Source organism: Salmonella sp. SA14318, assembly GCF_029866905.1.
GTDB lineage: Bacteria > Pseudomonadota > Gammaproteobacteria > Enterobacterales > Enterobacteriaceae > Salmonella > Salmonella enterica.
The window spans coordinates 1,333,861-1,359,269 of sequence record NZ_CP123282.1; the positions used below are offsets into that span (position 1 = coordinate 1,333,861).

General features: G+C 53.7%; 22 protein-coding genes. 13 read left to right on the forward strand and 9 right to left on the reverse strand.

The window, feature by feature from the left end; all coding sequences use genetic code 11:
• Positions 1-48: 48 nt before the first annotated feature.
• On the forward strand, positions 49-2,262 hold the full coding sequence (locus QEN32_RS06260) for a sensor domain-containing phosphodiesterase (RefSeq protein ID WP_265322242.1): 2,214 nt from the start codon (positions 49-51) through the stop codon (positions 2,260-2,262).
• Positions 2,263-2,297: 35 nt separating this feature from the next.
• Here the strand turns inward: QEN32_RS06260 and ppx are convergent, their stop codons facing one another.
• From ppx to purM, 4 genes are all read right to left on the reverse strand, one after another.
• Positions 2,298-3,839: an exopolyphosphatase gene (ppx, locus tag QEN32_RS06265; RefSeq protein WP_023181768.1), complete on the reverse strand. Its 1,542-nt coding sequence runs from the start codon at positions 3,837-3,839 to the stop codon at positions 2,298-2,300.
• A 4-nt stretch (positions 3,840-3,843) separates the two neighbouring features.
• Positions 3,844-5,910, reverse strand: a complete 2,067-nt coding sequence (ppk1, locus tag QEN32_RS06270) for a polyphosphate kinase 1 (protein ID WP_000529555.1) — start codon at positions 5,908-5,910, stop codon at positions 3,844-3,846.
• A gap of 188 nt (positions 5,911-6,098) precedes the next feature.
• Positions 6,099-6,737 carry a phosphoribosylglycinamide formyltransferase gene (gene purN, locus QEN32_RS06275; RefSeq protein WP_001028589.1) on the reverse strand — a complete coding sequence of 213 codons (639 nt, stop codon included), beginning with the start codon at positions 6,735-6,737 and terminating at the stop codon, positions 6,099-6,101.
• A complete protein-coding gene (gene purM / locus QEN32_RS06280; RefSeq protein ID WP_000130477.1) occupies positions 6,737-7,774 on the reverse strand; it encodes a phosphoribosylformylglycinamidine cyclo-ligase in 1,038 nt (345 codons plus the stop codon). The genes purN and purM overlap by 1 nt, the downstream gene beginning before the upstream one ends.
• A 413-nt stretch (positions 7,775-8,187) precedes the next feature.
• Here purM and upp point away from each other — a divergent pair, with 413 nt between their 5' ends.
• The 3 genes from upp to QEN32_RS06295 all read left to right on the forward strand — a co-directional run bounded on the left by upp (position 8,188) and on the right by QEN32_RS06295 (position 10,987).
• Positions 8,188-8,814 carry a uracil phosphoribosyltransferase gene (gene upp / locus QEN32_RS06285; protein ID WP_000706208.1) on the forward strand — a complete coding sequence of 209 codons (627 nt, stop codon included), beginning with the start codon at positions 8,188-8,190 and terminating at the stop codon, positions 8,812-8,814.
• An 87-nt stretch (positions 8,815-8,901) separates the two neighbouring features.
• A complete protein-coding gene (uraA, locus tag QEN32_RS06290; protein ID WP_000198344.1) occupies positions 8,902-10,191 on the forward strand; it encodes a uracil permease in 1,290 nt (429 codons plus the stop codon).
• Positions 10,192-10,285: 94 nt separating this feature from the next.
• Positions 10,286-10,987, forward strand: a complete 702-nt coding sequence (locus QEN32_RS06295; protein WP_061835882.1) for a DnaA inactivator Hda — start codon at positions 10,286-10,288, stop codon at positions 10,985-10,987.
• 26 nt (positions 10,988-11,013) lie between these two features.
• Here QEN32_RS06295 and arsC read toward each other — a convergent pair whose 3' ends face one another.
• Both arsC and bepA read right to left on the reverse strand, forming a co-directional pair.
• Complete coding sequence (gene arsC, locus QEN32_RS06300) at positions 11,014-11,373, reverse strand: arsenate reductase (glutaredoxin) (RefSeq protein WP_000132650.1); 360 nt, start codon at positions 11,371-11,373, stop codon at positions 11,014-11,016.
• A 39-nt stretch (positions 11,374-11,412) separates the two neighbouring features.
• The gene (bepA, locus tag QEN32_RS06305) at positions 11,413-12,876 is read right to left on the reverse strand and encodes a beta-barrel assembly-enhancing protease (protein WP_000489630.1); all 1,464 of its coding nucleotides are present in this window, start codon (positions 12,874-12,876) and stop codon (positions 11,413-11,415) included.
• A 207-nt stretch (positions 12,877-13,083) separates the two neighbouring features.
• Between bepA and QEN32_RS06310 the strand changes: the two genes are divergently transcribed.
• The 4 genes from QEN32_RS06310 (at position 13,084) to QEN32_RS06325 (ending at position 18,096) form a co-directional block, all read left to right on the forward strand.
• Entirely contained in the window at positions 13,084-14,151 is a 1,068-nt protein-coding gene (locus QEN32_RS06310; protein WP_000892057.1) for an AI-2E family transporter, read from the forward strand.
• A 276-nt stretch (positions 14,152-14,427) separates the two neighbouring features.
• Positions 14,428-15,615: a sugar diacid recognition domain-containing protein gene (locus tag QEN32_RS06315; protein WP_001533732.1), complete on the forward strand. Its 1,188-nt coding sequence runs from the start codon at positions 14,428-14,430 to the stop codon at positions 15,613-15,615.
• Between the two features lie 67 nt (positions 15,616-15,682).
• Complete coding sequence (locus QEN32_RS06320) at positions 15,683-16,951, forward strand: SLC13 family permease (RefSeq protein ID WP_000200859.1); 1,269 nt, start codon at positions 15,683-15,685, stop codon at positions 16,949-16,951.
• A gap of 5 nt (positions 16,952-16,956) precedes the next feature.
• On the forward strand, positions 16,957-18,096 hold the full coding sequence (locus tag QEN32_RS06325; RefSeq protein ID WP_265322243.1) for a glycerate kinase: 1,140 nt from the start codon (positions 16,957-16,959) through the stop codon (positions 18,094-18,096).
• A 46-nt stretch (positions 18,097-18,142) separates the two neighbouring features.
• Here QEN32_RS06325 and bcp read toward each other — a convergent pair whose 3' ends face one another.
• Both bcp and QEN32_RS06335 read right to left on the reverse strand, forming a co-directional pair.
• Positions 18,143-18,613 (reverse strand): thioredoxin-dependent thiol peroxidase, encoded by a 471-nt coding sequence (gene bcp, locus QEN32_RS06330; RefSeq protein WP_001068686.1) that lies wholly within the window; start codon positions 18,611-18,613, stop codon positions 18,143-18,145.
• Entirely contained in the window at positions 18,613-19,185 is a 573-nt protein-coding gene (locus QEN32_RS06335; RefSeq protein ID WP_000189061.1) for a glycine cleavage system transcriptional repressor, read from the reverse strand. The genes bcp and QEN32_RS06335 overlap by 1 nt, the downstream gene beginning before the upstream one ends.
• Positions 19,186-19,330: 145 nt before the next feature.
• Here QEN32_RS06335 and dapA point away from each other — a divergent pair, with 145 nt between their 5' ends.
• From dapA to tmcA, 5 genes are all read left to right on the forward strand, one after another.
• Positions 19,331-20,209 carry a 4-hydroxy-tetrahydrodipicolinate synthase gene (dapA, locus tag QEN32_RS06340; RefSeq protein ID WP_000494020.1) on the forward strand — a complete coding sequence of 293 codons (879 nt, stop codon included), beginning with the start codon at positions 19,331-19,333 and terminating at the stop codon, positions 20,207-20,209.
• Between the two features lie 16 nt (positions 20,210-20,225).
• Positions 20,226-21,260, forward strand: coding sequence for an outer membrane protein assembly factor BamC (gene bamC, locus QEN32_RS06345; RefSeq protein ID WP_000331877.1), 1,035 nt, complete (start codon positions 20,226-20,228; stop codon positions 21,258-21,260).
• A gap of 174 nt (positions 21,261-21,434) precedes the next feature.
• Positions 21,435-22,148, forward strand: coding sequence for a phosphoribosylaminoimidazolesuccinocarboxamide synthase (gene purC / locus QEN32_RS06350; RefSeq protein ID WP_001171630.1), 714 nt, complete (start codon positions 21,435-21,437; stop codon positions 22,146-22,148).
• Positions 22,149-22,278: 130 nt separating this feature from the next.
• Positions 22,279-23,142 carry a neutral zinc metallopeptidase gene (locus QEN32_RS06355; protein ID WP_001267523.1) on the forward strand — a complete coding sequence of 288 codons (864 nt, stop codon included), beginning with the start codon at positions 22,279-22,281 and terminating at the stop codon, positions 23,140-23,142.
• A gap of 15 nt (positions 23,143-23,157) precedes the next feature.
• Complete coding sequence (gene tmcA, locus QEN32_RS06360; RefSeq protein ID WP_265322244.1) at positions 23,158-25,176, forward strand: tRNA cytosine(34) acetyltransferase TmcA; 2,019 nt, start codon at positions 23,158-23,160, stop codon at positions 25,174-25,176.
• A 26-nt stretch (positions 25,177-25,202) separates the two neighbouring features.
• Here the strand turns inward: tmcA and QEN32_RS06365 are convergent, their stop codons facing one another.
• Positions 25,203-25,403, reverse strand: a complete 201-nt coding sequence (locus QEN32_RS06365) for a YpfN family protein (protein ID WP_000383839.1) — start codon at positions 25,401-25,403, stop codon at positions 25,203-25,205.
• Between the last annotated feature and the right edge of the window lie 6 nt (positions 25,404-25,409).

The following is a 25,409-nucleotide window of genomic DNA, read 5'->3' on the forward strand; positions in this document are numbered from 1 at the left end:
CCTGTCTGTTAACGCCCCTTTGGGATTGGGGGGTTCTGCTGAGCATCTATGAAACTAAATAAAACTTATATAAATATCAGAGATAAATGGTGGGGACTACCGCTCATCCTTCCTTCGATTTTACTACCTGTTTTAAGTAGCGCAAATACTTATGCGCTTACCAGCACTGGAAATGTGGTTCTTTTTTACCTGCCGTTAGCTTTTATGCTTAGCCTGATGCTCTTTTTCGGCTGGGCAGCACTGCCGGGCATTGTGCTTGCTATCTTCTGGCGCAGATACCCGCAGACAGGGCTGTATGAAACCCTTTCTGTGACGATGCACTTTATCATTACTATCGTGCTAAGCTGGGGCGGCTATCGTGTCTTTTCCCCCCGGCGAAACAATGTTTCCCACGGCGACGCCCACCTGTTGTTTCAACGAATATTCTGGCAGGTATTTTGTTCAGCAACATTATTTCTGGTCATCTACCAGTTTGCCGCTTTTGTTGGCATGTACGAAAGCAAAGCCAGCCTGATGGGGGTAATGCCCTTTAATATCAACACGCTGATTAATTACCAGGCGTTACTGGTCGGTAACCTTGTCGGCGTGCCATTGTGCTATTTTATTATTCGTACTCTCCGCAATCCGCTGCACCTGCGGGGGTATTATCAGCAATTAAAGCTACAGATTGATAGCAAGGCCACTAAAAAAGAGATCGTTATTTGGCTGGCCGTATTGACTACACTAATGTTTATACTGTGTATGCCATTGACTGATAATAGTTCAATATTTAGTACCAACTATACGCTTTCGTTATTATTGCCGGTCATGCTGTGGGGTGCGATGCGCTATGGCTATAAGTTTATTTCAATTATCTGGGCCGTCGTGCTAATTACGTCGATTCATTATTATCAGCGTTATATGCCCTGGTATTCAGGTTATGATACGCAATTAGCGATTACCTCTTCGAGCTATCTGGTTTTTTCTTTTATTGTTAATTATATGTCTGTACTGGCCACGCGTCAGCGCGTAGTGAGTGGTCGCGCACGGCGGCTGGCCTATCTTGACCCGGTTGTACATCTTCCCAATTTACGTGCGTTAAACCGCGCGCTCCAAAATGCGCCCTGGTCTACGATCTGTTTTTTACACGTGCCGGGCCTGGAGCTATTGGGTAAAAATTATGGCGTCATGCTACGCATCCAGTATAAGCAAAAGCTCTCTCACTGGATTACGCCGATGCTGGCCTCAAATGAGTGCGTCTACCAGATGTCAGGGCACGACCTGGTGCTGCGTCTTAATACAGAGGCGCATCAGCAGCGTATTGAAGCGCTGGATAAACATATTAAGCAGTTTCGGTTTATCTGGGATGGACTGCCGCTACAGCCGCCTGTCGGCGTGAGCTACTGCTGCGTGCGTTCTCCGGTTAGCCACCTTTATCTTCTGCTGGGCGAATTAAGCACCAGTTCCGATCTTTCGTTGACGACTAACGCGCCGGAGGATTTACAGCGGCGCGGCGCAATGCACCTGCAGCGCGATTTGAAGGGCAGAATTGCAATGATGAATCGCCTGCAACAGGCGTTGGAGCACGATCATTTTTTCCTGATGGCGCAGCCTATTTTCGGCGTTCGTGGGGACGTTTACCATGAAATTTTACTGCGACTCAGGGATGACAACAGCGACGTTATCAACCCGGACAATTTTTTACCCGTGGCGCATGAGTTTGGTTTGTCTTCCGCTATCGATCTCTGGGTGATTGAAAACACGCTGCGGTTTATGGCGGCCAGCCGGGAATATATGCCCGCGCATCGTTTTGCCATTAATCTGTCGCCAACATCGGTATGCCGCGCTCGTTTTCCTGCAGAAGTTAAGCAGTTGCTTACGCAATATCAGGTTGAACCCTGGCAACTGGTTTTTGAGGTAACGGAAAGCAACTCTCTCACCAATGCTGAGCAGGCGCAGTTGACGCTGGGACAGCTACAGCAGTTTGGCTGTCAGATAGCGATTGATGATTTCGGTACTGGCTACGCCAGCTATGCGCGGCTGAAAAACGTTGACGCCGATATTCTTAAAATTGACGGCAGTTTTATTCGCAATATAGTGTCAAACAGTCTCGATTATCAGATTGTGGCTTCTATTTGTCATTTAGCGCGAATGAAAAATATGCAGGTCGTCGCGGAGTATGTCGAGAGCGAAGAAATACGAAGCGTCGTGCTCTCGTTGGGAATCGACTATCTTCAGGGATATTTAATTGGCGAGCCGCAGCTATTATCTGAGATTCAGTAAAGGCAGACGCCGCGGCGCGGCGTCTGGCTCACAATTTACGCGGCGATCTCCGGCGAGCTTTCTTCCTCAATATTGAGACGCCAGCCAGTTACCGCTTCCCAGTACTGCTGTTCTTTTTCCAGATCAAGCAGTACCAGCGCATTCTGGCTGAACCAGTCATGCGGAAAACATAACGTCCAGTGGCTGTCATCGGTCGTTAGCCGCAGCGTCGGCGGCGTGGTGGTCGCCTGCCGCTGGTTGTTCAGTAATACGCCCAGCCGAAGTAGCTGAATTAACGGCAGATACTGTTTTTTCTTAAACAGCGTAAAGCGGGGCATATCATCCAGTTTTATGGCTTTACGATGGTAACGCACCAGCGTCGCCATCATCATTTGCTGCTCCTGATTAAAGCCGGGCAAATCGCTGTGTTGCAGAATATAAGCCGAATGGCGATGTAAACCGCTGTGATTAATATTCAGTCCAACCTCATGCAGCATTGCCGCCCAACGGAGCAACGCTTCAAGCTGCGGATGCGCCAGTTTTGGCTGCTGGGCCTGCCACTGTTCGTACATCTGCATGGTGGTTTCCAGCACGCGCCTGGCCTGTTCTCTGTCAATGTTGTATTGATTGGCCAGACTTTTTGCGGTACGGCTGCGAACATCCTGATGGCGGAAGCGGCCTTCCATTTCATACAGCACGCCTTCGCGCAACGCGCCGTCGGAAAGGCGAAGCTCGCGGATAGCCAGAGCATCAAAAACGCCGCACAGAATCGCCAGGCCCGGCACAAAGACCGCTTTTCGTTCTTCAGACAGACCCGGCAGGCTGAGCGCATTAAAGGAGCGGTGCTTCAACACTTCTGACTTCAGTTTATCGAGGCGCTCCGGTGTAATGAAGCCATCTTTCTCACCCAGCGCCAGGAGAACTTCATGAGCGGCCTTAATCGTACCGGAAGCGCCCATCGCTACGTTCCAACCCTGAATACGATACTGCCAGGTTAAGGTTTCCAGTTTTTGCGCCGCCGCCATTCGGGCGCGCTGGAAGTTTTCTTTATTGATAATGCCGCCGGGAAAGTAGAGCTGCGCGAAGCTCACGCAGCCCATACGACGGCTTTCAACCAGCCTGGGTTCGAAGTTTTCGCCAATGACCAGCTCTGTTGACCCGCCGCCGATATCGATCACCAGCTTGCGGCCTTTTTCCGGCTGCGTATGTTCTACGCCCATAAAAATCAGGCGCGCTTCTTCGTTACCGGAAATAATCTCTATCGGGTAGGGAATAACCTTTTCCGCGCGTTTGAGAAAATCAGCGGCATTTTGCGCCTGACGTAACGTATGGGTACCTACGATACAGACGCTGGAAGGGGAGAAACCTTGTAAGCGTTCAGCAAACAGCGACAGACAGCTAAGCCCCCGTTCCATGGCTTCTTCGCTGAGTTTGTTATCTGCGCCCAGCCCGTCCGCCAGATGGACGCGCTGTTTTAAGCGCCCGATAATCTGCATTGCGCCGTCAACCACGCGGGCAATGACCATATGAAAGCTGTTTGAGCCGAGATCGACCGCAGCGAACTCCTGCGGGCGGGGGGATTTATCGTAAATTGGCATAGCGTTAGTCTGGTTGCTCGAGTGATTTGATGTAGTCATAAATTGCCAGCTGCGCCTGGACTTTACGGCGATTGCCGCGCGGTACGTAGCGGTTGCTGAGTTCTTTATCGATAAAACGCGCTTTTACCGTGTCGCTAAACAGAATGTCAATGATATCCAGGACGCGCTGTTTAAGCCGCGGGTCGAGGATAGGCGTAGCGACTTCGATACGGTAGTCAATATTACGCGTCATCCAGTCAGCTGAAGAGAGCCAAACTTGCTTATCACCGCCGTTTTCGAAAATATAAACCCGATCGTGTTCCAGATAGCGATCCACAATGCTAATCGCACGAATATTATCGCTAATGCCTTCCAGTTGCGGAATAAGAGAACACATACCGCGCACCAGCAGATTGACCTGGACGCCCGAACCCGACGCGGCGTATAGCCTGTCGACCAACCCTTTATCGACCAGGTTGTTAAGCTTTAAGGTAATCCCTGACGGTAAGCCTTGCTGGGCATTGGCGATTTCACGATCGATCATCTCATACAGCAGACGCCGTGAGTTTTGTGGAGAAACCATCAAATAATCGAAAGTGACCGGGCGATAGGGGTTTTCAATAAAATTAAAGACCCGGCGCACTTCATTGGTAATGCGCGCATCGGCGGTCAGCAGCGAATAATCGGTATACAGCCGCGCTGTTTTTTCGTTGAAGTTACCGGTGCCGATATGCGCATAACGCACCACGTCATCGCCCTCTTTTCGTGAGATGAGGAAGAGTTTGGCGTGAATTTTCAGCCCGGGCGCAGAGAAAATAACGTGGACGCCCGCTTCGGTTAACCGCTTGGCCCAGTGAATATTCGCCTCTTCATCGAAGCGCGCCTGCAACTCCACCACCACGGTAACTTTTTTGCCGTTATGGGCGGCATGGATCATCGAGTCAATAATGCGCGAGTCTTTCGCTACGCGATAAATATTGATTTTGATCGCCAGCACGCTTGGGTCAAACGACGCCTGACGCAGCAGTTCCAGCACATGTTCAAAGGTGTGATAAGGATAATAGAGCAGCACATCACGTTCGCGAATCGCGTCGAAACCGTTACGAAACTTCTCTTTATCAAACCAAAGATGGCGTAACCGCGGTAACGGTTTATTGACCAGGTTGGCTTTACCGACATTCGGAAAATTAATAAAGTCTTTAAAATTGTGGTAGCGCCCGCCGGGTACGATTGAGTCATACCGGGAGATCGTCAGTTTTTCCCGCAGCACGTCGACCAGCGCGGCGGGCATATCGCGTTGATAGACAAAGCGCACAGGTTCAGCGGTCAGGCGCTGCTTCAGGCTGGAAGACATCAGCTCCATCAGACTGGATTCCATCTCATGCACCAGGTCATATTCGGCATCGCGGGTCATTTTCATCGAATAGGCATTAAGCGCGTCATAGTCGAAGAACCCTTTAAAAATGTCATCCAGGCAGTAGCGCAGAATATTATCCAGAAGAATCATCGGCTTGCGTCTGCGCGGTGTTTCCGGCGGCAGATTAACGAAGCGTGGGACTTTGTCGGACGGTATCTCCAGCAGCGCATAGTTGATGGTGTCGCCGCGGATAATCTCCACCGCCAGATAGGTGTAATCATCCTTTAAAAACTGAACAAGATCCGTCTCCCGGTTAATGAGAATCGGGGTAATATGCTGGCGCAAATAGTGCTTAAAATAGTGGCGCAACCAGCTTTGTTGGTTCACCGAGAGCTGACGCTCGTTGATCAGAAAGATTTGATTACGCGCCATTTCCAGCAGTAATTCGTTGTACAGGCCGTCGAACTCCTGGTCTGCTTTCAACACGCGGGACTGAATTTTACCTAACAAATGGCGTGAATGAGAATTTGAACCCTGTTCTTCGCTGATAATAATGCGTCGTTTCAGTTCAGCGAAACGCACTTTGTAGAACTCGTCGAGGTTATTAGAATAGATTCCCAGGAACCGCATCCGCTCAATCAACGGGTTGGATTTATCCGCCGCTTCCTGTAACACGCGTTCGTTAAATGCTAACCAGCTTAGTTCTTTCTCGATATATAGCTTTTCCTGACCCATTACTACCTATACTCCGTTTTATTCACGGGACACTGCCTGATGATTATGGCGAGCATTACGCGTTAATGTCCAACTGCGCCAGAAAAATATGACAATAAACTGATAGCATAAAGGAAGGGAAAAGAGTAGGCCGGATAGGCATTTATGCCGCCATCCGGCAAGCAGACGCAGTCCTGTTCGATGACGTATTATTCGTCAGACGCATAACCTTGCGGCGGTAGACGACGCCCGTCCAGCCAGGCGGCGTTATCGCGCATCTTTAGACGCCCCTGCGCAAACCAGCTAATCACCAGCGGATAAATCGCATGTTCCTGAGTCTGTACGCGTGCGGTGATATCATCTTCGCTGTCGTCGGCAAAAACCGGCACCTTCGCCTGGAGAATGACCGGGCCGCCGTCGAGCTCGTCTGTCACGAAATGCACCGAGGTACCGTGCTCCTCATCGCCGTTTTCCAGCGCCTGGCGATGGGTATGCAACCCCGGATATTTTGGCAGCAGGGAAGGGTGAATGTTCAGCAGACGCCCGTAGTAATGCGCGACAAACATCGGACTCAGAATACGCATAAAACCGGCCAGCACGACCACATCGGGCGCATACGCGTCTATCTTGCGAATCAACTCGCGATCGAAGGCGTCGCGGCTGTCAAACCGATCGGCAGTCAGCGCTTGCGCCGGAATGCCGGCTTCTCTGGCGCGTTCAAGGCCGAACGCGTCGGCCTTATTGCTGAATACTGCCCTGAGGGTGCCTTTAATTTTCTTCGCTTCGCAGGCATCGATAATCGCCTGTAAATTGCTTCCATTGCCGGAAATCAGCACCACAATATTCATTATTCAATAACCACACGCTGTTCGGAATCAGAGGCTTTGATGATACCGATTTTCCATGCGTTTTCACCTTTCTCGTTTAGCAGAGCAAGCGCTTTGTCCGCTTCCGGAGCGGAGAGCGCAATCACCATGCCGACGCCGCAGTTAAAGGTACGGTACATTTCATGTCGGCTGACATTACCGGCGGTTTGCAGCCAGGTAAAGATGGCGGGCCACTGCCATGACGACTCATTAATTACCGCCTGGGTATTCTCCGGCAGAACGCGCGGAATATTTTCCCAAAAGCCGCCGCCGGTGAGGTGGGCGATAGCGTGCACATCGACGTTTTCAATCAGTTCCAGAACCGATTTTACGTAGATACGGGTCGGTTCAAGCAGATGATCGGCCAGCGGCTTCCCTTCCAGCAGAGTGGTTTGTGGGTCGCAGCCGCTAACGTCAATAATTTTCCGCACCAGCGAATATCCATTCGAGTGCGGGCCGCTGGAGCCGAGCGCAATCAGCACGTCGCCTTCGGCAACCCGGGAGCCGTCGATGATTTCTGATTTTTCGACTACGCCGACGCAGAAACCCGCCACATCGTAATCTTCGCCGTGATACATGCCCGGCATTTCCGCCGTCTCGCCGCCGACCAGCGCGCAGCCGGATTGCAGGCAGCCTTCGGCAATACCGTTGATCACGCTGGCAGCGGTATCGACATCCAGTTTACCCGTGGCATAGTAATCGAGGAAAAACAGCGGTTCCGCGCCCTGAACGACCAGATCGTTTACGCACATCGCCACCAGATCAATACCGATAGCGTCGTGACGCTTTAAGTCCATCGCCAGGCGAAGTTTGGTGCCTACGCCGTCAGTGCCGGAAACCAGTACCGGTTCACGATATTTTTGCGGCAACGCGCACAGCGCACCGAAACCGCCCAGACCGCCCATAACCTCCGGGCGGCGAGTTTTCTTCACTACGCCTTTGATTCGATCAACCAGAGCGTTACCCGCATCAATATCGACGCCGGCATCTTTATAGCTAAGAGAGGTCTTATCGGTCACTGCCTGGTTCCCCACGTTTTTTCTTGCGGTAAAAGTTAAATTCGGCGCAATTCTAACAGGGAAAGCAAACGTTTGCGAGCGTGGTCTGCGCCCTGGATATCCGGGCGATTTTTTTGGCATGGTTTCGGTCGCTGCTTGAAAATTTCTCTGTTGGTAAAAAAGAAAAGGATATCCAGCACTTGGTTTACGACAGGCGGTCGGGACAGGCCATTCATCCTTAAAATTGCTAAGATTCAAACGGTTGTTAGCCTTTATCGCCTGTTTCAACGTGAGTGATTTATACTCACTTTTCCGCTATCTGCGCTTTTGGTTGATCCAGGTCAAGCATACATTGTGTTGCGTCAGAGAGGAAAAGCGGTATAATCCGGCGATTTTTTTTGTGGTTGCCAGTCATCTGAGGATAGGAGAAGAGTATGAAGATCGTGGAAGTCAAACACCCACTCGTCAAACACAAGCTGGGTCTGATGCGTGAAAACGACATTAGCACTAAACGCTTTCGTGAACTCGCCTCAGAAGTAGGCAGCCTGCTGACGTATGAAGCGACAGCCGACCTGGAAACGGAAAAAGTCACCATCGAAGGCTGGAATGGCCCGGTGGAAATCGACCAGATCAAAGGTAAAAAAATTACCGTTGTGCCGATTCTGCGCGCGGGTCTGGGCATGATGGAAGGCGTTCTGGAAAATGTACCGAGCGCGCGTATCAGCGTAGTCGGGATGTACCGTAACGAAGAGACGCTTGAGCCAGTACCTTATTTCCAGAAACTGGTATCGAACATTGATGAGCGCATGGCGCTGATCGTCGACCCGATGCTGGCGACCGGCGGTTCTGTCATCGCGACCATCGACCTGCTGAAAAAAGCAGGCTGTAGCAGCATTAAGGTGCTGGTGCTGGTCGCCGCGCCGGAAGGCATTGCGGCGCTGGAAAAAGCGCACCCGGACGTTGAACTGTACACCGCCTCTATCGATCAGGGGCTTAACGAGCACGGATACATTATTCCGGGGCTTGGCGATGCCGGCGATAAGATTTTTGGTACCAAATAAGTGAATAAATAATTAAAAGCCGACTTTAAGAGTCGGCTTTTTTTTGAATAAAACAACTCATAACAAACACACTTAGAGGAAAACACTATGACGCGCCGTGCTATCGGGGTGAGTGAAAGACCGCCGCTTTTACAGACAATCCCGCTTAGTTTACAGCACCTTTTCGCCATGTTTGGCGCGACCGTGCTGGTGCCAGTTCTGTTTCATATCAACCCCGCGACGGTTCTGCTGTTTAACGGTATCGGAACGTTGCTGTATCTCTTTATCTGCAAAGGTAAAATTCCGGCCTACCTCGGATCGAGCTTTGCCTTTATTTCCCCGGTACTACTGCTGTTGCCGCTGGGTTATGAAGTGGCGCTGGGCGGTTTTATTATGTGCGGCGTGCTGTTCTGTCTGGTCTCTTTCATCGTTAAAAAAGCGGGCACCGGCTGGCTGGATGTGATGTTCCCGCCTGCGGCAATGGGCGCAATCGTTGCCGTCATCGGTCTGGAGCTGGCTGGCGTCGCGGCGGGGATGGCCGGATTGCTGCCTGCGCAAGGGCAGTCGCCGGACACGAAAACAATTATCATCTCCATGGTCACGCTGGCGGTGACGGTGTTCGGCTCCGTACTGTTTCGCGGTTTCCTGGCGATCATTCCGATTTTGATCGGCGTGCTGGCGGGCTATGCGCTGTCATTCGCGCTGGGAGTGGTCGATACCACGCCGATTGCCCAGGCGCACTGGTTTGCGCTGCCGACCTTCTATACGCCGCGTTTTGAATGGTTCGCGATCCTGACGATTCTGCCCGCAGCGTTGGTCGTGATCGCCGAGCATGTCGGTCATCTGGTGGTGACGGCGAATATCGTCAAAAAAGATTTAGTGCGCGATCCCGGTTTGCACCGCTCGATGTTCGCTAACGGACTATCGACGATCGTTTCCGGTTTCTTCGGCTCCACGCCGAATACCACCTATGGGGAAAATATTGGCGTCATGGCGATCACCCGCGTTTACAGTACCTGGGTTATCGGCGGCGCGGCGATTTTCGCCATTCTGCTTTCCTGTGTTGGCAAACTGGCGGCGGCGATTCAGATTATCCCGTTACCCGTGATGGGCGGCGTCTCGCTGCTGTTGTACGGCGTTATCGGCGCGTCGGGGATTCGCGTCTTGATCGAATCAAAAGTCGACTACAACAAAGCGCAAAACCTGATCCTCACCTCGGTGATTTTGATCATCGGCGTGAGCGGCGCGAAAGTGCATATCGGTGCGGCAGAATTGAAAGGGATGGCGCTGGCGACCATCGTCGGGATTTGCCTGAGCCTGATTTTTAAACTGATTAGCCTGTTGCGTCCGGAAGAAGTGGTACTGGAGGCAAATGATGCGGAGTCTCCGCATCAGTAACGGGTTGCCGGGCAGCGATGCTGCCCGGTTCTATCTCAAGGGAATTATGTGGTAAACTCAGCGCGATTTTATGTCATCCTGGGTTGAGGTATCTCTGAACACACCGGCACAGCTCTCTTTGCCACTTTATCTTCCTGACGACGAAACTTTCGCAAGTTTCTGGCCGGGGGATAACGCCTCTCTACTGGCCGCGTTACAAAACGTGTTGCGCCAGGAACATAGTGGATATATCTACCTTTGGGCGCGTGAAGGCGCGGGCCGCAGCCATTTGCTGCACGCCGCCTGCGCTGAATTGTCGCAGCGTGGAGATGCGGTAGGCTACGTCCCGCTCGATAAACGTACCTGGTTCGTGCCGGAAGTGCTCGACGGTATGGAACACCTCTCGCTGGTGTGTATTGATAACATTGAGTGTGTCGCTGGCGATGAACTGTGGGAGATGGCGATCTTTGATCTCTATAACCGCATTCTGGAGTCCGGTAAGACGCGGTTATTGATCACCGGCGATCGTCCGCCAAGACAGTTAAATCTGGGCTTGCCCGATCTCGCTTCCCGTCTGGACTGGGGGCAAATCTATAAACTCCAGCCTCTTTCCGATGAAGACAAACTTCAGGCGCTACAGTTGCGCGCCCGGTTACGGGGGTTTGAACTGCCGGAAGATGTCGGGCGGTTTTTGCTCAAACGTCTTGATCGCGAAATGCGTACGCTGTTTATGACGCTGGATCAGCTCGATCATGCGTCGATCACTGCCCAGCGAAAACTGACGATCCCGTTTGTCAAAGAGATCCTGAAACTGTAATACGCCGCGACGGCGGCGTTCAACGGTTAACCGAGGATGTCCAGCACCTGCTCAGGCGGTCGGCCAATGCGCGCCTGACCATTTGCCACCACAATGGGGCGCTCCATCAGTTTAGGGTGTTCAACCAGCGCCTGGATTAACGCCTCTTCACTCAGCTGGCTATCCGCCAGGTGAAGCGTTTTATAGAGATCTTCTTTCTGGCGCATCAGTTCGCGCGCGCTGGACATGCCCAACATACGCAGCAGTTCCCGCACGGTGGCGGCGTCGGCGGGCGTATCCAGATAAAGCACCACTTCCGGTTCCACGCCGTTAGATTTCAGCAGGTTCAGCGTGTCGCGGCTCTTCGAGCAGCGCGGGTTATGGTAGATTTTAATCGTGTCGGTCATGAGTTCTCCTTGTGACGCCATCCGGCTAATAAACGGCGATTACATTTTCGTGTATGGCTTGAAGCGTTCCTGTAACTGGCGCAGCTGGTCGATACGCGCATCGTAACGCGCCTGTTGCTGGCTACCCAGTTTTGCCTGGGCGCTGGCGCTACTGAGCAGTGAAATTGCCTGATCCAGTCGTCCCGCCAGCGCATAACTTTCAGCGCGCGCCGCCAGCTCCTGATCGCGGTTGTTCAGCGCGGCTTCGGCCTGAGCAAGCAGATCCCAGCCGTTACCGTCATCTTTATGGCTAAAGGTGTAGCGATTCAGAATGGTTTCCGCCGCTTTCGGCTGGCCTCCCTGGAGGTACGCATTGGCGAGGTTTAACTGCAGCACAGGATTAACGCGCAGATCGCGGGCATTTTTCAGGCGATTAATCGCGTCGTTGGCTCTTTTCTGCCCCAGGTCAATATCGGTGGCGAGGTCAAGATACCAGGCATTGTTCGGTTCCGCGCTTAACAGCGGCTGCAACGTTTTGCGCGCTTCATCGTACTTGCTCGCTTCCATCGCCTGCAACGCCCGGCCATATTGCGCCGCATGTTGCTGACGCACGTTGCCTTTAGACCACTGATCCAGCAGGTCGCTGGTTAGCTGGTTACGTCCGGAATTGTACATTCCCAGGGCGCGCGCTTTGGCGAAATAAAAGTCGGCGGAAGATTGCACCACGACCGGGCGCATCTGGTTGGCACGGTTGCGGGCATCCGCAAGGCGGCTTTCCGGTAAGGGGTGAGTGAGCAAAATTTCAGGCGGACGCGTGGAGTAACGCGCCTGGTCGAGCAGTTTTTCGAGGAAAGAGGGCATCGCCTGTGGGTCAAATCCGGCGCGTTGCAGTACCTGAATACCAATACGGTCGGCTTCTTGCTCATTTTGCTGGGTGAAACTTATCATTCCCTGGCGCGTTCCCGCCAGAGTACCGGTTAGTGCCGCCATACCGGCCTGTGGGCTGGCCATGGCCAGCAAAATGGAACCCAGCGCGCCCACCCAGGTAAGCGGCGCGCTGCGCTTTTGATCTTCCATCGCGCGCGCCAGGTGGCGCTGCGTCACGTGGGAGATTTCATGCGCCATGACTGAAGCTAGCTGGCTTTCGTTATCCGCGTAGCGAAAAAGTGCCGAGTGCAGCACCACATTGCCGCCAAAGAACGCGAACGCGTTGATTTCGTCATTATTGATCAAGAAAAAATGGAAGGGCGTTTTGACGGAGTCGGCGTGCGAGACCAGACGCATACCCAGCGCGTTAATGTATTGCACCAGCAGCGGATCGTTGATTAACGGCGCGCTGCCGCGTAGCTGGCGCACATAAAAGTCGCCCATTTGCATCTCTTGTCCGATAGAAAGCGTGCTTCCTGCCGAGGTTCCCATATCGGGCAGCGTGTCGGCAGGGTCGGCAAATGCGGGCGCGACCTGACCGAGAGCCAATGCTGCAATGAGGGTTGCCACCAGGTTTTTTTTCAACTGCCTGAACATAACCTCTATCCTGTTGTTTTGAGATAGCCCTTTGACCAACGTCGTGAAATATCGTTCCACGCTCCGACACTTCATAAGTGTAACTGTGATGAGCACAGACTCACTATTTTAGTTTCCTGAATCAACGATAAAAAGCGAAGTCTTTTTTGTGACATTTCGATACAATTCGGCATCACAATCCCGCAGTTGAGTTCTGGGAAGGGTTTTATGCTCGAAATGTTAATGCAATGGTATCGCCGTCGCTTCAGCGACCCGGAGGCGATTGCCTTGCTGGTCATTCTGGTGGCTGGTTTTAGCATCCTCTTTTTCTTTAGCGGCCTGTTAGCGCCGCTGCTGGTCGCTATCGTACTGGCCTACCTGCTGGAGTGGCCGACGGCGCGCCTGCAGGCGATTGGCTGTTCCCGGCGCTGGGCAGCCTCCATTGTCCTTATCCTCTTTGTCGGCATTCTGTTATTAATGGCGTTTGTGGTGATGCCGATTGCCTGGCAGCAGGGTATTTACCTGATTCGTGATATGCCCGGTATGCTGAATAAACTGTCCGATTTTGCCGCGACCTTGCCGCGACGCTATCCGGCGCTGATGGATGCGGGCATTATTGATGCGATGGCGGAAAACATGCGTACCCGGATGCTTAACATGGGCGATTCGGTGGTGAAGTATTCGCTGGCTTCGTTGGTCGGGCTACTGACGCTGGCGGTATATCTGGTGCTGGTGCCGCTGATGGTCTTTTTCCTGGTAAAAGATAAAGAGCAGATGCTGAATGCCGTGCGCCGCGTGCTGCCGCGTAATCGCGGGCTGGCGGGGCAGGTGTGGAATGAGATGAATCAGCAGATCACCAACTATATCCGCGGAAAAGTGCTGGAGATGGTGGTGGTGGGCGTAGCGACCTGGCTGGGCTTTTTGCTGTTTGGCCTCAACTATTCGCTACTGTTGGCGGTACTGGTGGGCTTTTCGGTCCTGATCCCCTATATCGGCGCCTTTGTGGTAACAATTCCGGTGGTGGGCGTCGCGCTGTTTCAGTTTGGCCTGGGGACGGAATTCTGGAGCTGTTTTGCCGTTTATCTGATTATTCAGGCACTGGATGGCAATCTGCTGGTACCGGTACTTTTCTCCGAAGCGGTGAATTTGCATCCGCTGGTGATTATTCTGTCAGTGGTGATTTTCGGCGGTCTGTGGGGTTTCTGGGGAGTGTTTTTCGCCATTCCATTGGCGACGCTGATTAAAGCCGTTGTCCATGCCTGGCCGGATGGTCAGGTGACGGATACCTCATCCTGAGCGGTCTGTACAAAAGTTGTAAAGCGTGAACGACATCATAGTGCCCTGCCGCCATTTTGCGCACGCCTGATGAGGGACAAGCGCTTAGAAAGCCGCTCTTTTTTTTAATGCCGCACCGTGTTGCGGCATTTTTATTGTCGGAACCTACAAAATTCTCGCTGTAAAGCCGCCAAAATTTGGTGACTTAGCCTAAGCATTCTTCTGAGAAATTCGTTAATAAGTGACATCATTGATGCGAGATTGTTTTTTTAATGTGAAGCGATAACGAAACAGGGAATGAGTGTGTTGAGAAAACATTACTTGAAAGGGTATACCGCGCGGCAAATTGTACAGCGAGCCATGAAAATTATTCCTTACTCGGTAAACGTCATGGATGAACATGGCGTCATTATCGCGTCTGGCGAACCTTCGCGGCTTCGCCAGCGTCATGAAGGGGCCATTCTGGCGCTGAAGGAAAACCGTATTGTAGAAATTGATTCCGCTACCGCCAATCAGCTTAAAGGTGTGCGATCCGGCATTAATCTTCCCATCTCTTTTCATGAACAGCTTATCGGCGTGGTCGGCATTACCGGCGAGCCGGAGGAGGTTCGCGCGTATGCCGAGCTGGTTAAAATGGCGGCGGAGCTGGTGATCGAGCATATGGTGCTGATCGAACAGCGACAGTGGGATAAACGCTATCGCGAAGAGCTGATCAACCAATTGATTTTGCGAGAAAATTCAACAGAGTCGTTGCGCTCTATGGCGGCCTATCTGGGCATTGATCTGGCGGTTCCCAGAGTGGTGCTGATTATTGAACTTTCCCAGCCGGATCGCGAAGCGCTGCGCAATGTAATGGATTATTTCGAGAATCACGCGCGCAACCATTTGGTGACGTTTACCGAATTTAATGAATTAATCATTATTAAGCCTATCACGTTAAAAGAGGGAAAGTGGAATACCCGCCAGGAAATGGGTGAATTGCAGATTTTTAAATCATGGGCTGCATCATCGGGCTTTAGCCGTATTTTGGTTGGGGGCTATTTTGCCGGCGAGACGGGATTGCACCGATCTTTGCTCACTGCGAGAGCCACGCAGGCGATGGCGAAAAGACAAAAGCTGCGCAGCCAGTACATTTTTTATCATGACCACGCGCTTCCCGCGCTGCTAAGCGGGCTGTCTGAAAGTTGGCAAGTGCAGGAGTTATCGCGTCTGTGGCTGCAACTGGCGCAACATGACGCGAAAGGCGTATTGCAACAGACGCTGCGGACCTGGTTTGAACATAATTGTGACCTGACGCAAACGGCCAAAGCATTGCATATTCATGTGAATACATTGCGCTATCGCTTACAGCGCTGTGAGGATATTACGCACATAAAAATCAATGAGTTAAAAAGTACGCTTTGGCTTTATATCGGTATGGAGCTCCAGGCCGAATCTGTACCGTCCGACAAGTTACCGCTGCCAGGTCGAATCGAAATTTGTTGAAAGCTCCAGCGGATTTTTAGGCGGGTTTTTCCATACTGCGCGCTCCATGTTAAAGGAGGCGCAGTATATGACGTCGATATCCACCCTGGGAGCCATTGCCGCATTGGTTGTGGCCATCGTATTAATTTTAAGAAAAGTGTCGCCAGCCTACGGCATGATGGCGGGCGCGCTGGTCGGCGGTTTGATTGGCGGCGCCGATCTTCTGCAAACCGTGTCGCTGATGGTGTCAGGCGCGCAGGGCATCGTTAATGCCGTATTGCGTATTCTGGCCGCAGGCGTACTGGCGGGCGTATTAATTGAGTCCGGGGCGGCGAATACGATTGCTGAGACGATTGTCCGCAAAGTGGGGGAAACCCGGGCATTATTGGCATTAGCCATTGCCACACTATGTTTGACCGCCGTCGGCGTATTTATTGATGTGGCGGTGATTACCGTCGCGCCGATTGCGCTGTCGATTGCGCGTAATGCAGGGCTGTCAAAAAGCGCTATTCTGCTGGCGATGGTCGGCGGCGGCAAAGCGGGTAACGTGATGTCACCCAACCCGAACGCTATTGCCGCCTCCGATGCGTTTCATGTTCCTCTTACCTCTATTATGCTGGCGGGCGTGGTTCCGGGCATCGTTGGGCTTATTATCGCCTATCTGTTAGCGAAACGGCTGAATAATAAAGGCGCGGGCGTCGCCGATCATGAAGTGACTCACCATGATGACTCCGTCGCCAGACCCGGCTTTCTGGTGGCGATTAGCGCGCCGCTGGTCGCTATTTTCCTGCTTTCTCTCCGTCCGTTTGCCGGCATTTCCATTGACCCGTTAATTGCCCTGCCCGTAGGGGGATTGGTCGGTCTGCTGTTGATGGGACGCGCGCGCCACTGTAACCAGTACATGGTCGCCGGTCTGATGCGTATGGCGCCTGTCGCTATTATGTTGCTGGGAACCGGTACGCTGGCCGGCATTATCGCTAATTCCGAACTTAAAGATGTCCTGATTCATGGCCTCACCGCTTCGGGATTGCCGTCCTGGCTGCTGGCGCCCGTGTCTGGCGCCATGATGTCAATGGCGACGGCCTCAACCACGGCGGGAACGGCGGTGGCGTCCGGCGTTTTCTCTCCCACGTTACTTGAACTTGGCGTTTCCGCCCTGGCGGGAGCCGCTATGATCCATGCGGGCGCCACGGTGCTGGACCATCTGCCGCACGGCAGCTTTTTCCACGCGACGGGCGGCAGCGTCAATATGCAAATTCATGAACGTTTAAAGCTAATGCCGTATGAAACGCTGGTGGGGTTAGCCATTACCTTTATTTCTACTCTGATGTTCGGTTTCTTTGGTTTTGCAGGATAATCCCTATGAAAATTGTTATTGCTCCTGATTCATTTAAAGAAAGTTTGTCCGCAATGGCGGTCGCTGAGGCGATAGAAAAGGGGTTCCGCGAAATTTATCCTGACGCCGACTACGTTAAAGTGCCCATGGCGGATGGCGGGGAAGGAACCGTACAATCAATGGTGGAGGCCAGCTGCGGGCGTTATGTCGACCAGTGGGTACAAGGCCCGCTTGGGCAACCGGTGGCCGCGCGCTGGGGAATGCTGGGCGATAGCGATACCGCCGTGATTGAAATGGCGGCGGCATCCGGGCTGCATCACGTTTCGCCTGAATTGCGCAACCCGCTTAATACCACCAGCTACGGCACCGGCGAGTTAATCGTCGCGGCGCTGGAGCGTGGCGTAAAGCGTATTATTCTGGGAATTGGCGGCAGCGCGACGAATGACGGCGGCGCGGGGATGATGCAGGCGCTTGGCGTTATATTGCGCGATAAACAGGGGCGCTCGCTTTCTCCGGGCGGCGAGGCGCTGGCGGCGCTGGCCTCTATCGATCTGTCCGGTTGTCACCCATTGCTGCGTAAGGTATCGATAACCGTGGCGTGCGATGTCAACAATCCGCTGTGTGGTCCCCAGGGCGCATCGGCCATTTTTGGCCCACAAAAAGGGGCGACAGCGGAAATGGTGAACACCCTGGACGCGGCGCTGGAAAACTGGGGCCGGCATATTTATCAGGCTACGGGACGTGAGGTGATTAATGCTCCCGGCGCGGGCGCGGCAGGTGGAATGGGCGCCGCGCTTTTAGGGTTGCTCAATGCGGAATTACGCGCCGGCGTAGAGATTGTCGTGGAAACGCTACAGCTTGAGCAGGCGGTTAAAGATGCCGATCTGGTGATTACCGGAGAAGGTCGGCTGGACAGCCAAAGTATTTGCGGCAAGACGCCGATTGGCGTCGCCAGAGTGGCGAAGCGGTATCATAAACCGGTTATCGCGCTCGCCGGTGGGCTGCAACACGATCATCACGTTGTGTATCAGCAGGGTATCGATGCGGCGCTATCGATTTTGTCGCATATCGTTACGCTGCCGGAAGCCTTACACGAGGCGGAATATAACCTGAGCCTGTCGGCGCGCAATGTGGCGGCGATATGGCGTCTGGCGCGGCAAGTCTGACGGCGCATTCCCTTTCCAGGCCGCACATCAGCGCGGCCTGAGGCTTTTACGCGTTTTCTTTCAGCCAGTTCAGCACCACATCATGGTGATTGCTGGTTTTAAAATCATTAAAGACGTGTTCAATCTTACCATCAGCGTCAATCAAAAAGCTGATGCGGTGAATGCCGTCATACGTTTTGCCCATAAACGACTTTTCGCCCCAGACGCCGAACTGTTCACACACCTGATGGTTTTCATCGGACAAAAGGGTAAAGTTCAGCAGCTCTTTTTCAGCGAAACGGGAGAGTTTTTCAGGTTTATCGGTGCTGATGCCCAGCACGTCCACGCCTGCTTTTTTGAGCTCGTCCATGTTATCGCGTAAGCCGCAGGCCTGCACGGTACAGCCGGGTGTCATGGCTTTTGGGTAGAAATAAACCAGAACGCGCTGTCCCTGGAAGTCGGTCAAATTTACTTGTTCCCCGTCTTGATCCGGCAAGCTAAATTTCGGTGCGATATCACCGGCTTTCAGTGGATTCATTACTTAACTCCATCCTGTTCATCATGTTGTGAGTAATTGACGACGTTTATACTGCCTTGCGCATTGAGTTCTGTACATAGTGCTTTAAAGGCTTGCTCAATATTTGCGGAATTTTGCGACGCCGGGCTATGTGCGGTGATTTGAATAAATAATTGCGCAGCTTTATCACCTTCAGCCGGCTGCGTGCGGGAGACCAGCTCCGCAATATTCATTTCATGACTATTAAACAGCGCGGTGAATCGCTCAATTAAATGCGGGGAGTCGGCGACCTCAACCTGAACCCATACCGTCGCGGGCATTGCCGGGCGGGGACGGTCGGACGTCCGTTTCATCACAATCAGCAGATCCAGCTCCGCGCCTTTTAACGGCAATGTCGATTCAATCAAGGTAATCGCGTTCCACGTGCCGGACAACAGCATAATAAACGTGAATTCATCGCCCAGCATCGCCAGTCGGCTGTCTTCGATATTACAGCCGCAACTGCTGACATGGCGAGTAATGGTATTCACAATACCGGGCCTGTCGGCGCCCAGCGCAGTGATAACCAAATAGTGTTGTGATGACGGTGTCAAACCAGTTATTCCTTTGAGCGGTGAGGTAATCTTAAGGAAACCATAAAAAAAACCTGCATACAACAATCAGAACGGCTTTGGTCGCTTGCTTTTATTGCCATACCAAACGTACCATTGAGAGACTTGTTTGCACAGAGGATGGCCCATGTTCACGGGAAGTATTGTCGCGCTTGTTACGCCGATGGATGAGAAAGGTAACGTCAGTAGGTCTTGCCTGAAAAAACTCATTGATTATCATGTCGCCAACGGTACCTCGGCGATTGTTTCGGTTGGCACTACCGGCGAGTCTGCCACGCTAAGCCATGATGAACATGGCGATGTCGTGATGATGACGCTGGAACTGGCTGACGGACGTATTCCGGTTATCGCCGGCACGGGCGCAAACGCGACCGCGGAAGCGATTAGCCTGACGCAGCGTTTTAACGATAGCGGCATTGTTGGCTGCCTGACGGTAACGCCGTACTACAATCGCCCGACGCAGGAAGGTTTGTTCCAGCATTTCAAAGCCATCGCGGAACACACTGACTTGCCGCAAATTCTGTATAATGTGCCGTCCCGTACCGGTTGCGACATGTTGCCGGAAACCGTGGGTCGTCTGGCGGAAATAAAAAATATTATCGCTATCAAAGAGGCGACAGGGAACTTAACCCGCGTTCACCAGATCAAAGAGCTGGTTTCAGACGATTTTATTCTGCTTAGCGGCGATGACGCGTCTGCGCTGGACTTTATGCAACTGGGTGGTCATGGCGTGATTTCCGTTACGGCTAACGTAGCGGCGCGCGAGATGGCTGACATGTGCAAACTGGCGGCGGAAGGGCAATTTGCCGAGGCGCGCGCTATCAACCAGCGTCTGATGCCGTTACACAACAAACTATTTGTCGAACCCAATCCTATCCCGGTGAAATGGGCATGTAAGGCATTGGGTCTTGTGGCGACCGACACGCTGCGCCTGCCAATGACGCCTATCACGGACCATGGTCGTGACATCGTCAAAGCAGCGCTTCAGCATGCTGGCCTGCTGTAAAGTTTAGGGAGATTTGATGGCTTACTCAGTACAAAAGTCGCGCCTGGCGAAGGTTGCGGGTGTTTCGCTTGTTTTGCTGCTCGCTGCCTGTAGTTCCGATTCGCGCTACAAGCGCCAGGTAAGCGGCGATGAATCCTATCTGGATGCCGCGCCGCTTGCTGAACTTCACGCCCCGGCAGGAATGATCCTGCCGATAACGACCGGCGACTACGTTATTCCGGTCACGAAGGGGAGCGGCGCGGTTGGTAAGGCGTTGGATATCCGTCCGCCAGCGCAGCCGTTAGCGTTAGTGAGCGGCGCGCGTACCCAGTTCTCTGGCGATACCGCTACGCTATTGGTGGAAAATGGTCGTAGCAGCACGCTGTGGCCGCAAGTCGTCAGCGTGATTCAGGCGAAAAATTATCCGATTGAAAAACGTGACGATGCCAGCCAGACCCTGACGACCGATTGGGTGAACTGGAACCGCCTGGATGAAGACGAACAGTATCGTGGACGTTATCAAATCTCGGTGAAGCCGCAGGGCTATCAGCAGGCGGTAACGGTAAAACTGGTTAATCTGGAACAGGCTGGCAAGCCGGTCGCTGACGCGGCGTCGCTGCAGCGCTATAGCACGGAAATGATGAACGTCATTTCCGCCGGTCTGGATAAGACCGCTACGGATGCGGCAAATGCCGCGCAGAACCGTTCCGCCGCAACGATGGATGTGCAGAGCGCCGCTGATGATACCGGTTTACCTATGCTGGTCGTTCGCGGTCCGTTCAACCTCGTGTGGCAGCGCCTCCCGGCCGCGCTGGAAAAAGTGGGCATGAAAGTCACCGACAGCACTCGCTCTCAGGGCAGCATGGCGGTAACGTACAAACCGTTGTCTGACAGCGACTGGCGGGATCTGGGCGCTAGCGACCCGGGCCTGGCATCCGGAGACTATAAATTGCAGGTCGGCGATTTAGATAACCGCAGCAGCTTGCAGTTTATCGATCCTAAGGGGCATACTCTGACGCAAAGCCAGAACGACGCGCTGGTTGCCGTCTTCCAGGCAGCGTTCAACAAGTAATTTAACAGGGCTGGAGTAATCCGGCCCTTTTTTCTGATAAGATACGCAAACGTGTGCGTCGGTACAAAAACGCGATTTAACCGCTATTTCGCACCACAATTACAGGCTGACGTCTCCGGCAGGCGTAGCAGGAAATGAATACTTATCGTTAATTCACACCCAGGAGTGTTAAAGATGCAAAAGCAAGCTGAGTTGTATCGTGGTAAAGCGAAAACCGTATACAGCACGGAAAACCCGGACCTGTTGGTGCTCGAATTCCGCAATGATACGTCAGCAGGGGATGGCGCGCGCATTGAACAGTTTGATCGCAAAGGCATGGTAAATAACAAATTCAACCATTTCATTATGACCAAACTGGCCGAGGCGGGCATCCCGACCCAGATGGAACGTTTGCTGTCTGATACCGAGTGTCTGGTGAAGAAGCTGGAGATGGTGCCGGTTGAATGTGTGGTGCGCAACCGTGCGGCAGGGTCGCTGGTCAAGCGTCTGGGCGTGGAAGAAGGCATGGAGCTTAACCCGCCGATATTCGATCTGTTCCTGAAAAACGACGCGCTGCACGACCCGATGGTGAATAGTTCCTACTGTGAAACGTTCGGTTGGGTAAGTCAGGAAAATCTGGCGCGTATGAAAGAGCTAACCTACAAAGCCAACGACGTACTGAAAAAACTGTTTGATGACGCGGGTCTTATCCTGGTGGATTTCAAACTGGAGTTTGGCCTGTATAAAGGCGAAGTGGTGCTGGGCGATGAGTTTTCGCCGGACGGCAGCCGCCTGTGGGATAAAGAGACGCTGGACAAAATGGACAAAGACCGCTTCCGCCAGAGTCTGGGCGGTCTGATTGAAGCCTATGAAGCCGTCGCGCATCGCCTGGGCGTGAAATTAGATTAATTCCGCTTCTGACCGGAGGGCAACCGCTCTCCGGTATCATCCTTTCCTCATTCTGATAGCGTTTACCTGTGGTAATCCTGCGCCTGACCGCCTACGATCATCTGTATAACAAAGAGAGAATGAGGTGATTATGCGCTGGCAAGGGCGTCGTGAAAGTAACAATGTAGAGGACAGACGTAATCGGCCAGGCGGCCCCTCGCTGGGTGGCCCAGGCTTTCGTCTTCCGCGCGGAAAAGGCGGCATCATTCTGTTGGTGGTGGTGTTGGTCGCAGGGTACTATGGGGTGGATTTAACCGGTCTGTTGACCGGCCAGCCGGTTTCGCAGCAGCAGTCGACGCGTTCGATAAGCCCCAATGATGATGAAGCGGCAAAATTTACCTCGGTGATTCTGGCGACGACCGAAGATACCTGGGGTCAACTCTTTCAAAAAATGGGGCGCGGCTATCAGCAGCCAAAACTGGTGATGTACCGTGGTATGACGCGCACCGGCTGTGGTGCGGGTCAGTCCGTGATGGGGCCGTTTTACTGCCCGGCGGACGGCACCGTTTATATCGATCTCTCATTTTACGATGATATGAAAAATAAGCTGGGCGCGGACGGTGATTTTGCTCAGGGTTATGTCATCGCCCACGAAGTCGGCCACCACGTACAAAAACTGTTAGGTATTGAGCCGAAAGTACGCCAGTTGCAGCAAAACGCGTCGCAAACGGAGGTGAATCGCCTTTCGGTGCGCATGGAGCTACAGGCGGATTGCTTTGCCGGCGTGTGGGGACACAGTATGCAGCAGCAAGGCGTACTGGAGGCGGGCGATCTGGAAGAGGCGCTCAATGCCGCACAGGCTATCGGCGACGATCGCTTACAGCAACAGGGGCAGGGGCGCGTCGTGCCGGATAGTTTTACCCACGGCACCTCAGAACAGCGCTACAGCTGGTTTAAGCGTGGCTTTGACAGCGGTGACCCGGCGCAATGTAATACGTTTGGCAAAAACTTTTGATAAACCGGGGCAGGGATGTCTGATATCGATGCGCTACAGGCGTTAACGTCGCAAATGACACAGGAAGGCATTCGCCGTTTACTGGTCATCAGCGGCGATGCGGCGTGGTGCCGGGAGCGGGCCGAGGCGATACGCGCTGCGTTGCCCGGTGACTGGCTGTGGGTCGCGCCTGACGCGCCCGCCCAGCCGTGCTGTACGCCACAGGCGTTACAAACGCTGCTGGGCCGTGAATTCCGTCATGCGATATTTGATGCCTGGCAGGGCTTTGACGCCGCAGCGTTTGCCGCTCTGAGCGGGACCTTGCAGGCCGGAAGCTGGCTGCTTCTGCTGATGCCGCCGTACGAGACGTGGGAAAGCAGACCTGATACCGATTCACTGCGCTGGAGCGACTGCGCGCAGCCTATCCCCACACCGCAGTTTGCACAGCATCTTAAACGGACTCTTTCCCGCGATCCGCAAACGCTGCTGTGGCGACAGCGCCAGCCGTTTTGCTGGCCATCTTATCCTTCCCGTGAACGCTGGCGACCCGCCACCGGCGAGCCGCAGCCGGAGCAGGCGGCTATCTTATCGCGTTTACGTGAAATGCCGCCCGGCGTGGCGACGGTGATTGCCCCCCGTGGGCGCGGCAAATCGGCGCTGGCCGGGCAATTCATCTCCCGGATGGCGGGCACGGCTATCGTGACCGCACCGGCGAAAACGGCAACGGATATCCTGGCAGCGTTTGCCGGTGAGCGGTTCTGCTTTATGGCGCCGGATGCGTTGCTGGCGAGCGGGGCAAGAGCCGACTGGCTGGTGGTTGACGAGGCGGCGGCAATCCCCGCGCCGCTGCTGCTGCAACTGGTTTCGCGCTTTTCCCGCATACTACTCACCACCACCGTTCAGGGCTACGAAGGCACCGGACGCGGCTTTTTACTTAAGTTTTGCGCCCGTTTTCCGCAGCTTCACCGCTTCACGCTTCGTCAGCCTGTCCGCTGGGCGCCAGAATGCCCGCTGGAAAATATCGTCAGCGAGGCGCTGATATTCGACGATGAAGCGTTTGCGCAGGCGCCACATGGTGCGATAGCAATCTCGTCGTTTTACCAGCAGGCCTGGGGGGAGACGCCCGCGTTGCCGAGGGCTGTGTATCAGTTACTGTCGGGGGCGCACTATCGTACTTCGCCGCTGGATCTGCGCCGAATGATGGATGCGCCAGGACAGCATTTCTTGCAGGCCACGGCGAATAACCGTGTGGCGGGCGCCGTCTGGCTGGTCGAAGAGGGGGGCTTATCCGCAGAACTCAGTCAGGCTGTATGGGGCGGTTTCCGGCGGCCGCGTGGAAATCTGGTGGCGCAGTCGCTGGCGGCGCACGGTAGCGACCCTTTAGCCGCGACGCTGGTTGGGCGTCGCGTAAGCCGTATCGCAGTGCACCCCGCTCGCCAGCGTGAAGGCATCGGTCAGCAGTTGATTACCTGCGCGTGCATGCAGGCGGCGCAGTGTGATTATCTCTCCGTCAGCTTCGGCTATACGCCGGAGCTGTGGCGTTTCTGGCAACGCTGCGGCTTTGTGCTGGTACGGATGGGCAACCATCGGGAGGCGAGCAGCGGTTGCTATACGGCGATGGCGTTATTGCCGCTGAGCGACGCGGGAAAACGGCTGGCGCAGCAGGAACACCAACGTTTGCGCCGCGATGCGGATATCCTGACGCAGTGGAACGGCGAGGCGATACCGCTGGCGGCGTTAGATGAACAGGCGCTTAATGATGAAGACTGGCGTGAGCTGGTCGGTTTTGCGTTCGCGCACCGCCCGCTACTGACATCGTTAGGTTGCCTGCATCGTTTACTGCAATACAGCGCATTGCCATTACCAGCGCTGAGAGGGCGGCTGGAAGAAAAAGCCAGCGATGCCGAACTGTGCGCCCGGCTACGCATTTCAGGCCGTAAAGCTCTGCTGGCGTTGCAGCGTGCGCAGGCGGCGCAGGCGCTGATTGCGCTGGATGCCGGACGAACGCAGCGTTTGCGCGACGTAATGCCCGGCGGTGGGGACCATGCCGGATAGCGATACCTGTCCGGCATGATATCCGGTTACTTTTTCGGCTGATCTTTCTTCGGCCAGTCGTCTTCATCGTCCCACTTATCGTTAAAATCGCGATGCGGGGGCAGCTCAGGTTTATTGGCAAGGAATTTCTTATGGTCGATGCGTTTGAGATCTTTGATCACATTCAGCAGTACGCCTACCAGAAACACCAATACCAGAATCCACCAATATTTTGCCAGCCAGTCCATGCTTAT